8 protein-coding genes are annotated in these 11,959 nt (G+C 49.2%); 2 read left to right on the top strand and 6 right to left on the bottom strand.

The window, feature by feature from the left end:
• Positions 1–46: 46 nt before the first annotated feature.
• Positions 47–475 carry a hypothetical protein gene (locus tag HW115_RS16035; protein ID WP_178933965.1) on the top strand — a complete coding sequence of 143 codons (429 nt, stop codon included), beginning with the start codon at positions 47–49 and terminating at the stop codon, positions 473–475.
• Between the two features lie 105 nt (positions 476–580).
• Here the strand turns inward: HW115_RS16035 and HW115_RS16030 are convergent, their stop codons facing one another.
• From HW115_RS16030 to HW115_RS16010, 5 genes are all read right to left on the bottom strand, one after another.
• Positions 581–2,848 (bottom strand): alpha-L-fucosidase, encoded by a 2,268-nt coding sequence (locus HW115_RS16030; RefSeq protein ID WP_178933964.1) that lies wholly within the window; start codon positions 2,846–2,848, stop codon positions 581–583.
• Between the two features lie 308 nt (positions 2,849–3,156).
• Positions 3,157–3,900 (bottom strand): PEP-CTERM sorting domain-containing protein, encoded by a 744-nt coding sequence (locus HW115_RS16025; RefSeq protein ID WP_178933963.1) that lies wholly within the window; start codon positions 3,898–3,900, stop codon positions 3,157–3,159.
• A 383-nt stretch (positions 3,901–4,283) separates the two neighbouring features.
• Positions 4,284–5,222 carry a hypothetical protein gene (locus HW115_RS16020; RefSeq protein ID WP_178933962.1) on the bottom strand — a complete coding sequence of 313 codons (939 nt, stop codon included), beginning with the start codon at positions 5,220–5,222 and terminating at the stop codon, positions 4,284–4,286.
• Between the two features lie 57 nt (positions 5,223–5,279).
• Positions 5,280–8,768, bottom strand: a complete 3,489-nt coding sequence (locus tag HW115_RS16015; protein ID WP_178933961.1) for a helix-hairpin-helix domain-containing protein — start codon at positions 8,766–8,768, stop codon at positions 5,280–5,282.
• Positions 8,769–9,560: 792 nt separating this feature from the next.
• Complete coding sequence (locus HW115_RS16010) at positions 9,561–10,487, bottom strand: MerR family transcriptional regulator (RefSeq protein WP_178933960.1); 927 nt, start codon at positions 10,485–10,487, stop codon at positions 9,561–9,563.
• A gap of 148 nt (positions 10,488–10,635) precedes the next feature.
• Between HW115_RS16010 and HW115_RS16005 the strand changes: the two genes are divergently transcribed.
• Entirely contained in the window at positions 10,636–11,211 is a 576-nt protein-coding gene (locus HW115_RS16005; protein ID WP_178933959.1) for a CIA30 family protein, read from the top strand.
• Positions 11,212–11,307: 96 nt separating this feature from the next.
• Here HW115_RS16005 and HW115_RS16000 read toward each other — a convergent pair whose 3' ends face one another.
• Positions 11,308–11,931 carry a hypothetical protein gene (locus HW115_RS16000; RefSeq protein ID WP_178933958.1) on the bottom strand — a complete coding sequence of 208 codons (624 nt, stop codon included), beginning with the start codon at positions 11,929–11,931 and terminating at the stop codon, positions 11,308–11,310.
• Positions 11,932–11,959 lie beyond the last annotated feature (28 nt).

Raw genomic sequence — 11,959 nt, 5'->3', positions numbered from 1 at the left:
CCACCCGTATTATCCTAATTCCTTCGCATATTGTGCATATTTTATCATGGAAGTTACCCTCACTACTTTTTCAAAGCTATGTTTGTTAGCCGGTATTTCCTCGTTGTTCTGCTCCTGTGGCGGAGTGAAATATTATCAGCACGACCGGACTCTGGTCAAAATGGGAAAGCCGCTGCCACCACTCCGCTTGCTAGTGGGGGAACGGATTCCGGTTGTAAAGCATACCACCGGTGTGACGTCCATCGGTGGGGGATACTTCACAGGTTTGTTTGTAGAGACCCCTGGGCTTGTTGAGATCAAATACGGACCTGATGGTAGGGGGGATCGTTTTGCCCCATTGCTGAGCATCGAGGGACTTCGGCCAGGGGTCACCCAGGCGAGTTATGGCAACCGTCTAGGAGAGGTTCCTGATTTTTCTTCCCCTGGTAGTACTAGCAATGTGTTAGGTCAGAGCTTTACCATTGAGGTTGAATGATCGGTTCAACTGCAGATAGCGAGTAATCCATTGATTGGCTGGAGGATTTGTAGAAGAATCTTTGGAATGCTCAATGTGTATTCAAATTCATCCGATCGTTTTCAATCATTTCGCTAACACTTGGATCTCAGCGGCTCCGGCGTAGGGTTTTCCCTGAGCTCCGGTTTTGGTGTTGAATCGGAGGTAGCGAGCACGCCCCGATTTTTTGAAGAGGACGCTGCGCAGGCTTGGATCGTTCAGTAAGTTTCCGAAGGTGAAGTCGCCGGCGGAGTGCCAGGTTTTCTTGTTCAGGCTGAGTTCGACCGAGCCTGTTTCAATCATGCTGTCGGGAACCCTTTTGTCTTGGCGAGGGAGATAGGTGATACCTGCAATATCGACTACTTTACCAAGATCGATAGTGAGATGATGCGGATGTGTCTGATTGCTTGACCACGATGTGTGCCAAAAGGTTTTGGGGTTTCCATCAATGGCTTTGGCTGCTGCATACTGGTTATCATGTTCGCTCGAAACGGAGAGGATCTTCCAGCCTTGCTGGGAGATGCCGAGGCGGGTGGAGGCGGTCGGGCCGAATGCTTCACCGTCATGGCTACGCGCTTTGACTATTCCTCCGTTAGGTAGCTGGAAGGGGGAGGTGTAAACTGAGGAGTGCTCCGAGGGTTCGCTGCCGTCGAGTGTGTAGTGGAGCGTGAGTCCCGAGTCTTGTTGATGGTGTTTACTGTTATTGATACTGATGGTGACTTGCCCTTTGGCGTTTCGGGTAATGCTAACCGGTAGCGGTGGACTTTGATAATAATGAGCCGAGAAATTGGCAATGGTTGGCTGGAATCTGGATTCGAGGATTCGGACACGGATCCGGTCTGTCATGACCGGAGGGAAACGAAGAATTCGTTTGTAGCCGATAGTGGTCGCTGCGGAGATTTCTTTCCACTGACCATTGATCCAGGCATCAACGGCATGTTGCTTCACTCGTTGGCCGACGGTTTTGATGTTTTCCTGGAGTAGGATGCGGTTGATTTTTTGTGGCTTTGGCAGGGTGACGGTGAATTCTCCGGATTCTTGTTGCGGTTGCCAGTAGGTGGTTAATTTACCATCGAAAATACCCTGAACCTCTGAGGTGGCTCCTTCGGCAAGATTGGTTCCGTAAGTGTTCTTGATCCGTTTGCCGACTTCCATCAGTGATGCTTCGTCACGAGCCGAAAATTTGCCTTTGTTGTTGGGTGGGACATTAAGAAGGAACACCGCATTTCCCCCGACCGATCGCTCATACATGTCAAAGATGTCATCGGCATCGCGGACGTGCTGCTCGGTGTCGTTGCGCCAGAACCAGCCGTGTCGGATAGATACATCCACTTCAGAGATCAGGTAGTAGAGGTAGTTGGATTTAAATTTTTTGCCATAGACTTCGTATCCTTTGGCGAGGATTTCCTGATCGGTCCCGATGTTCTGGGCCGGGCGGTCGTAGCCAGAGACGGCGAGATGATCCACCGTAATGGCATTCCACTCGGATTTCCGGGTGCCACCGTGTTCATTGCCGCACCATCGGACGTCAGGGCCGCCAAAGATGGCGGCTTCCGGGGCGAGCTTCCGGATCATCTTAAACCATTCTTCACGGATGTAGGTTTGGCCACCTTTTCGTTTTGGGTGAGCTCCGTCGAACCAAACTTCGTGGATCGGGCCGTACTCGGTGAGCACTTCGTAGAGCTGGTTCATGAAGTAGCGGTTGTAGTCGTCTGCGCTGACCTTGAACGTGGGGAGGTCCTTGGCGACCTTGCGCTGCTTCATCGGGTTGCTTTTGAAGCTGGCCGGATCGGTGGGGATCATGCTGTCCTGATACTTACTTAGATTGCCGTAAAGTCCGGAGGCGTTTTCGATCTGATAGAGGTCGGCGGGGGAGAGGTAGACTCCGAGTTTAAGGCCGTGTTTTTTGCAGGAGTCGGAGAGTTTTTTTAGCACATCACCTTTGCCGTTTTTCCATGGGGACTGGTGAATGGAGAAGTCTTTGTTATAGCGGGTTTGCCAGGTGCAGTAGCCGTCGTGGTGTTTGGCGGTGATGACGACTTTACGCATTCCCGCAGCTTTCATGATCCGGCACCACTGGTCGGTATCAACTTCAGGTGGGTTAAAAGCCTTGGTATCTTCTTTTCCATTTCCCCATTCGACTCCGGTGAAGGTGTTGGGGCCAAAGTGGATGAAGCCATTGAACTCGTCTTGATGGTGTAAAAGCTGAGCTCGGCTCGGAGTGAGTGAGGCTGCCTTGGCTATGATGTCACGATCGCTGTCGCTGGTTTCGAGTTGAACGTGATGTTCGGCCGCCATCGCTGAAGTGAGGCTCAGGGTAGCGATGGCCAGTTTTAAAAAAGATGTTCGGATCATGACTTGTGGTTTCTGGTTACAAACAGCGGAATAAGAGAAAAAGTGACTTCTCAAAGTGCTGAAAGTTTCTACGAAGATCGTGATCGTCATATTACAGGCATGGGTTTCTTGGAAGCAATAATTTTTGCATTTTGTGCTGGGCATAACAATGTCATAAAAAATGGGCTTCTCCGATATCTTCGAAGATGCCCATCATTTGGCCAGGTCAGACGGGCCTAGATAGGTGCCCTAATGGCTTTAAAAAAAATGAGGGGAGCAACCTCAGTGGCAGCCCCCCTCATCATTGATCAAAGGATAAATCGTTTACCTTACTTTCGGCGACGCATGATCAATGCCAATCCCCCAAGACCGAGAAGAGCTGCCGAGGATGGTTCTGGCACCGCTTGGATATCTCCATGAATAGTCAGGTTTTGATAAGAGTTATGCAAACCGCCGGAGGAGCTTGAGGTCCACTGTTGAATTCTTATTTCGATATTTCCGCCGTCACCGGTTGTCGCCAACCCGGCGAGATCGAGATTGGCTGACGTTTGCCCCAGCCAGGTTTTAGTAACAACGTCTGTGGTCACTTCACTTGTACCGACTGAAGTGAAGGCTCCGCCATCGACACTGGCAAAGGCACGCCAACCTAGAATCGCCCCTGTAACGGTCCCATCATTATTGCCAATCCCCCAATCAAAGGTAAGAGCTGTGGCATTGATGGCAGAACCGGCATCGACGGTGACCATAAAACCAAAATAATCAGATGCAACCGCAGACGCAGCTCCAGGATCAGAGCTTAAATCCTGGTTGGCGTTTATAATATACCAAAAAGAACTATCTCCGGCACCTCCTACTGGGACATCTCCAAATGTGTCACGCACAGGTCCTCCGAACCCTCCGCTCAGGCTCTCAAAGCTCATCACCGACGCCGTAATACTCGCATCAGATGAGGCTGCCGGCGTGTTGGTGTCTGCATAGTCTGCGCCGTCAATATACGTTGCCAGTGTAGTGGTAGCTGATACGCCCGACGCCCCAGCAGCGAACAGTAGGGTTTTAAGTAATATTTTTTTCATTTGTGTCTTTTGTATATGGTTTGCAGCTTCGGTCCTGCGCAGCACTTGCAGCCACCCAATCTCGGATCCTCATCAATCCTACCTATTATCAAGACGAAAGATAGGATCATCGCGACAAAAAAAAGATGATGATCGGCTTTAAATTGTAATATGACTACAAAACCCTTCTGAAGATTGTCCGCGACCATCAAGCGCAAGCACGCAGACGAAGGAAAAAAAATACAACGACGCCTCAAACGCTACCTCCGCATATCAAGGCTCTACGAAAAACACACCTCGCATTTAAAGCGATGGTCTCGCTAACCTCAACCATGCTTTACATCAGGGGGTATTTTTTTAAGGTTGGAAAACTTTGTTGTAGCTCGTTACAAAAAGTGAAGCCCTCACGCACCTCGTTTGGTATCCAGCAGATCAACCTTACGATATTGATCAGGCATGATGCGGCCGCGGATCATTTTCAAGCCTCGAAACGATTCCTCGGACGAACAAGGAAATGCCAGTATCAACATCTGCTCATTCCGTCGGTTGGGGACAGTCAGCTGTTGTGGTGCATGCAGTTTATTTGTTTTGGTCAGAACTCCCATCTTGAACGACAACACCTCTTTGTCACTACTTAACGAAGTTTTAGCAAATGGCTTGAGGCGCTTTGCTTGACCGCCCATCGTTAATCCAACCACACGCTCTTGCCCTGCATTCACCACGAGCAAAGGTTTCCCTTTGACCAGTTCAGGAGAAAGATCATAGATTTTGATTTGTGGTTTCGTCCAATACTTGCTGGCCAAAGGTTTGGTAATCGTCACTAACAACCGTTTCTGCTCAGGGTTCCATCGGTGACTGTGATATTTTTTATAGACATGCTTGCCTTCGGAGTTTACCTGCCGTTCATAGAATTCCAGATTACTGCTCTTGAGAGGAACCCGAACAGGTGTACCGATGCTATTCTGAGCACAGGGTAGCACAGCAAATTTATCACCCTGTTTTAAATACAACGCTCGTGGCGGATACTCACTGGCGTCCCTCTGCAAGACGACAAACCCTTTGGGTCCACTTGGTAAAGCCTTTTCATTTTCCTTGGGCGATGCCCCCTCTGAACTTCCCTGATCTCCAGCCTGTTTGCCATTTTGAGGTTTCGGAGGAGACTTCACCTTGCCGAATCGGGCCAAGGGAACAGGGCCAACGGGTATCACAAAAACATCAACATAAGGAAGCTCCTTGCGCTTTTCCGAACGTTCCTCGTCATCTTCTCCGTCCTGACCAAAGGAAAAGCCTCCCCCTAAAAGCAGAGCAAACCCGACGATGCCTGCTGCACAAAACTTCATCATAGAAAGCTGATTCAATTTCAATTGTTTATTTGCCATCATCACATCTCCTGACTCTCATTAGACTTCATCGGACGTCAACCACCTGAAAGAAATCACCTTGAAGCGTCGACCCAAATCTCGGCTATCTCCTTTGACTGGATTCAAACCTGCCGAATCCTGATCCGGGTGGATCGGTTCAACGGTCCTCTGAACCACAGCTTCGCACCAGGCTCGAGCTAAGACCTGCCCCCGTGCATCCACTGAGTCTCCGTATGCCCTAACCACAAAAGTATCCGAGCGAGCAGACAGTGCGGCCCCTACTTTTTGCAAAATATCCCCCTGCATCAAATACCCTGATGCTCCCGCAGCCTCCGATATCGTGAGCTTACTTCCACTTTTAGGCTGATACTCAAAAGTATCATACTGCTGGGGTTTAGGCGTACGAATCGGGCCACCCCAATACTCCGCACCATATTGATAGGTTTTTGCCTTATCCGGGTCAGGCATAGTAAACTCTGAGGCAGGATCCCCTTGCAGGGCATCATTGAGCCCAGCGCGATTGATGGCGGATTGGAGAGCCCCGGCATAAGCAATTTCTGGATGGCGAAATGATGTTTCGGTCTGCAGCAATCGACGATTTACAAAATCCGCCATGCTGATAAACGGGCCGCGCTTCTTGACGTCGATAACGATCTCCTCAGCTAAGCGGCGAATATCATCATCAGATAATCGCCGATATCCCCCCCACAAACCGGATTCACTAATATCGGCTGGTATCACATCTCTCGATTCAGGAAGCATAAACCTAGAAAAAGAATGACCATCTGATGATCCCTCAGGTCCAGAGCGAACAGGAGCTCCAATCCCGTTAAATGCACGTAAAAACGACTCCCAAGCAAGCACACTGGTAGAGTTTACATTCAAGGCTCCATCCACAATCAAGCCCTTGGCCGATTTATGATAATCGGTTAGTTCATCATAACTTCCAGCATCCGAATAAGATGAAACCACATGATACCTTGAATTTGGAATCGGCACATCCTCACTCCACTCATTGCCTCCTCCCCATCCATGGTGGGATTTATTCCGAGGTATTGACGACAAAAAGAATTTGTCCCAGATTGAATGATTCACCTCATAAGATAGGTCATACACTTGGGTGTTATCGTTGGAGCTGTTCAGTTGATGCACGAAATCATTCACTCCGGGCTGCAACTGCCTCAATTTATCCCCCCACTCGTCACGCTCCTCATTCCAGCTTTGAGCTGTTACACCCAAATCGTTATACGGGGGAGCAAAGGAGTTACCAATCGCGTAGCTCGGATGCCAAAGGTATGGGGTTAGCTGCACATGTTGCAGTGACGCCAGAGAAAAAAGTGGAACATCTTTATGTGGCAAATCAAACAAGGGGTAAACATGGGAGCTTCCCCCGAAAGAAGAATCTGTAAAAACCGCAGACCTGTAGCGCCCATCGTTAAAGTGAGGAGCTACTTCCGAATCATTCCATTCCGGCCACTGCCTACATTGGGCAAGTGGACCGTAGCTATACAAATGAGCTGCAGGGCCACTGTAATTGGCATCCACCGCACCACCAGCATAACGCTGTCCAAAAAAATTGTCGCGGCTCCAGCGATGAACCCGGCCAGCCCTGATATTATTATGGATAATGGGAGCTGAGTACCATGGTTCATCCAGCAGCACACCATTGGCCCTGTTGGAATGGCTCTCGTAAATATGACGGAACCTCAGCCCGAATGCATTCAAGGTATCCGGTGAAACACCCCCACTCAATAACTCATCCAGATCATAAGTGGAGTAAGGGTAATACGTCGGTAGCCATCGACCATTATTTTCCCGGGAGTAATTATCCAAATGTATTTGCTGCAACGTTGGGAATGCAGAAGTCCCCAGATTATTTACTGTTGGGGTTCCTCCCTCATTCGCTCCGAACAAATATACACTTTGAGTCGGCTTGGTCCCATTCCAAAAAATTCCACCATATCGCAAACTAACCGAAGACATGTCTGTCCCAACGGGCAAGGTGCCTTTTTCGTTGTAAAAGCAATGCAATTCAGACGGCGCATGAGATGCACTCAATCGATTGCCGCGCAGATTGGAACGAGGGTCACTAAAGGGCACGGCCTTTCCCTTCAACATCGACCCAGTCGGCATGGCCGTAAACACAAGAGCCTCTCCAGGTTTAAAACTAGTGGCTGGAATTGTAAACGCTCTGGTATTGGCATTGAGCCCCCCAAAAGCCAACCAGGTATCAAACGACTTCTCAATCCACGCCCCCGAGCTGTCACGAAACCTGTATTTCACATATAAGGTCAAACGCATATCCATCAAGACATACATTTCGTCAGCATTCAAAGTTACGTTGTATGGGTTCCAGAGCACTACACGCGGGTAGATAAACTCATACACTTTCCTTGATGTCGGGTTGGAATCATACGCGTGGCTCACGTAATAAACAGCCTCCTTCAAAACCGGGTGGATCGGTTGCTTCGTAAATTTGGTAGGGTCGACCCCTCCGGAATGATATATGGCCGGACCACCAGGCATGACATTGGGCGTGGTCATACTCACACTCCGACTCCCTAATCCCCCAGACACATCCTCCTTCAAAGCATACCACGAACGCAATGCACCATACTTTGGGCCAATCGTCTCCCGCTTGTCCACATGTCCAATCAAACCAAGCTCATCACTTACACCTGGCATGGTGCCAAGCGTCGGAACCGTTCCTGAACTCTCCAAATATGCGGTTAGATCTTTTTTCAGTCCTCCTTCAGCTACATTAACCAAAAGCGAGGACGAATAGGTGGTAATGTCGTGACGTAACACATCCATCGCACTCGAGGCATCGCTATACCCCTCGGGCACTCCCATATCCAACAAACTGGCTTGAGAGCCAGTCATCATCTTAAAAATTTCATCAGGGGCCACTTGATCATAGTCCGCAAAAATTTGTGTAAAATCGTTTCTTTGGGCAGTCAAATACTTGAAATAACCACCATCCGAAGGATCATTTTTATCCGGGTTTTTCCCAGCATACACATCCCCAATATTCATCTTGGCCTTGGTTCCCTCATCACTGACCCAATACGCATAATGCCCCTTCAGTGCCGCCCCGCCAACAGATGAATCTCCCATCACTCTCACCCTCTCCGCGTAAACATCAACTGCATCCGGACTCACACCAACAGGTAGATTATCCACAGCGTATAGACGAACCATCTCATTATTACCGGCAGATTGCTTTGGATCCGAGTCCTCACCACTGACCAGCCACGACAAGACCTCACTTTCACGGTCATATCCGGCATCCTCTCGTCGGTCAATCAAGGCCTGATGGTCACGGTCCGGGTCTGCCACAATAATAGCGGTATCCTGATCTTCTTTCTTTAAGCCATCTGTTCGCCAAACCCCCACCCAGTTGGGGTGACGTATTCCATCGACTTCAGCGGATTGCGGGTCGGTATCCAGAATCCCTGCTGTCGCCGTCACCCTCTGGTCAGGCCCAGCATATTTCTGTAAATCACCTATCGCTATCATTAAGGCCATACGCGCGTTTGCCCGAGCCTCATGCTTGGCGGCATTTCTTTGCGTTTGCCTAATTTCAATCGTAGACATCGAAAGCATTGCCAAGGCAATCATTACCAGCAATACCATCACAGAAATGGTAGCCACCAGAGCAAATCCCCGATGGGGAGATCTCCAACTTATAAGTATTGTTTTATTGTTTTTCATCTGTGTTAACGCCTATATGCTATGTTCTCATCAGAGCCTAAATACAAAGTAAATACATTTATTCTCGGTCGTCAATTTACACCAAGCCACTTCTTTCTTTTGTGTCTTTTGTATTAGGTCTGCAACTTCGGCTCTGTAACAGCACTTGAAGTCGCCTAATCGCAGAGTCACATCAATGATACCTGCGACCAAAACGAAAGATAGGATCAACGCGTCAAAAAAAGATGGTAACCCGTATTTAAATTGTAATATGACGACAAAACCCTTCTGAAAATTCTCCGCGACCATCAAGCGTAAGCACGCAGATGAAGGAGAAAAATACAACGACTCCTCTTCCTATCGGGAGTAATACCATTCTCCCAGTTAAATTGGCAGAATGGTTTGAGTTTAAGATGATGAGTCAGTCAGCAAGCTGAATGGCAAGGGGGCACTGAACCTTTTAGATTTTACCGTTGTTGCGCGTCGGTTGCATAGCCCGCTATGCGCCTTCCTTGCGCCTAGTTAAAATCGAAAACCTTCAGTGCCATTCAGCCAATTTAACTGATCAAATGGTATAAGGAGAAGGGTGCGTTTGGCAAAATGATGCGTGAATACGGGTCATTCTGCTCAGACCAGTCTCGACTCTCTGATCTTTTGCAGTTCAGCCTGCAGGCCGGAGAGGGTGGGGATGTGGGTTGCCTGGATATCGGTGAGCGAGCGTTCGTAGTTGGCCACCTGGCTTCCTCCGACTAGAATCGGAGTTTGTTCAGGGAGTTGTTTTCTCAGGCGGATGAGTTGACTGTCCATTTTGGGGTCGTCAATGGGATAGACGATGCTAAGCAGCAGTGCGTCGGCCTTGGCCTCGATGACCGCACCCGCAATTTCATCGGCTGGGAGGGAGGGACCCAGATAGACAATTTTCCAACCGTTTTTCCGGGCGAGGCAAGATCCAATGAAAGCTCCGAGCTCGTGCATTTGTCCGGCCGGTGTGGTGGCAACCAGCACGGGAGCGTGTTCCTCGATGGCAAAGGATCTGACACTGTGCGCGAGGTATTCTTTGACAAAGCTGGTGGCCGCGTGTTCTCCGGCACTTGTCAGGCGGCCGTTGGCCCAATCGTCACCGACATGTTGCATAACGGGGATGATAACCAGTTCGAGCAAGCCCGAGTAGCCAAGTCGTAAAGAAGCCTCGTCAAAAATGGATTCGAGGCGCTTTTGATCATACTGCCGGATGGCTGAAACGGCCTGTTGAATGAATTGCTTGCTTTGGTCCGTGTTGCGTTCCAGTTCTCGGCGTTCATTGCTGGACGCTACAGAACCGAGCAAGTCATGCAGGTCGGCGTCCTTGAGTTTGGCGATTTGGCTGATGGCATATCCCTTTTCGACCAGAGTTGCGAGGGTTTGCAGTCGCGCGATGTCTGCATCCGAGTAGAGCCGGCGGTTGGTTTCGGTTCGTTTGGGGGTGACGGCTCCGTAGCGTTTTTCCCAGACGCGCAGAACGTGATCACTCAGTCCGGTGACCATGACCGCTACTTTAATTCCGTGAGTATGCATGATGATGATGGGTTTTTTCTAGACAGAAAATAAACACAGGAAGTTGAATTTGCACTATAAAAGTGACTAATATAGAAAAAAAATAGACAAAAGAAGTTGACGGGTTGTTAAAAGTATACAAAATATAGACATCAACCCCACAATAACAATGAACCAAACACCACTCTTTGTAAGTATCCTCATGATGTTCAACGCAGGCATCCTTGCCTCCGCCAGTGAAAGTAAGGCCCTTGTGCTTGCTGATTTTGAAAATAATCAACGTTCCTTGAGCTGGCGAACCGTCAATGATGGTGTGATGGGGGGCATATCCAGAGGAAGCTATAGTATTGGAGACAAACAAACCTTATTCTTCAAAGGCGATATTTCTCTGGAGAATAATGGAGGATTTTCGTCGATCCGCACCTACGGCAAGCGTCATGACCTGTCCGATTACAATGGATTTGAAATCAAGGTGAAGGGTGACGGTAGGAAATATTATCTTACTTCACGTGCCAATAATCGGAACATGTTGGCATTCTGGCATCCGGTGCAGACGGTCAAGGACCAGTGGGTGACCGTGCGAGTTCCCTTCAACAAGTTTTATGCGACATCCTTTGGTAAGAGAATCCCAGGGCTCCGTTTACAGCCGAAGAACATTACCAGTGTCGGTTTTATGCTCTATGATAAAAAATCTGGGACATTCTCACTCGAGGTCGATCATATCTCTGCTTATAAAAATGGTTGATATTGGGAGATAGGATCGAAGGTTCCCCTCGGGTGACCTGCCGGGAAAAAAGCGGAGTGCATGCAGCACTCCGCTTTTGATGTTGATCGGGCCTGTTTAATGGGCGTGCGCACAGGTGCAGGCATACTCGAGATGATCACAGGTGCTGCACGGGTTCATGTTTAAACTGAATTTTGCCCGGGCAGGTTTGGCCTCGGCTGTCATCTTGAAGGTGACATGAGTATCATATTGGTTTCCCTTGGGTAAGGTTTCGTTTGAGAGCAGAGACATACCGTCAGCTTCTTTGCTGAAGCTGATGTTGCTTGGATGATTTCGGTCTCCACAGACCATTCTCACACTTTGCTCACCCAGAGCGACCGCTTTGTTTTCCTCGTTTAGGAATGTGATTCTCACTTTGCGTTCGGGGGTCACTAAAAACTCAGCGTGGGGCTCGATCACCGTGATGACGCGGCCTCCGTTAGGACCGGCAACTTTTTTGTCGTGACTGTGGCCGTGATCATCATGATCATGAGCGCTGGAGCCGGCGTGTTCTTTATGGTTTTCGCCATCGCCATCGTGGTCGTGGCTGCCGCCTGTCGTGGCTTTTGGATCGTGGTCACAGTTACTGTGGTCGTGTTCTTTCTCCGCTTTTTTAGTCTCCGTTGTCTTTTTTTCACCGCAGGAGCTGAGGGTGACTGTCAGGGCTGTGAGGCTTGCTGTTAGGATATGGCTTGTTTTCATGGTTCTTTGTTGTTGGTTGTTGGTTCTG

It is taken from the genome of Oceaniferula marina (assembly GCF_013391475.1).
In the GTDB taxonomy this organism is placed as follows: domain Bacteria; phylum Verrucomicrobiota; class Verrucomicrobiia; order Verrucomicrobiales; family Akkermansiaceae; genus Oceaniferula; species Oceaniferula marina.
This window is presented reverse-complemented; position numbering and strand designations above follow the sequence as displayed.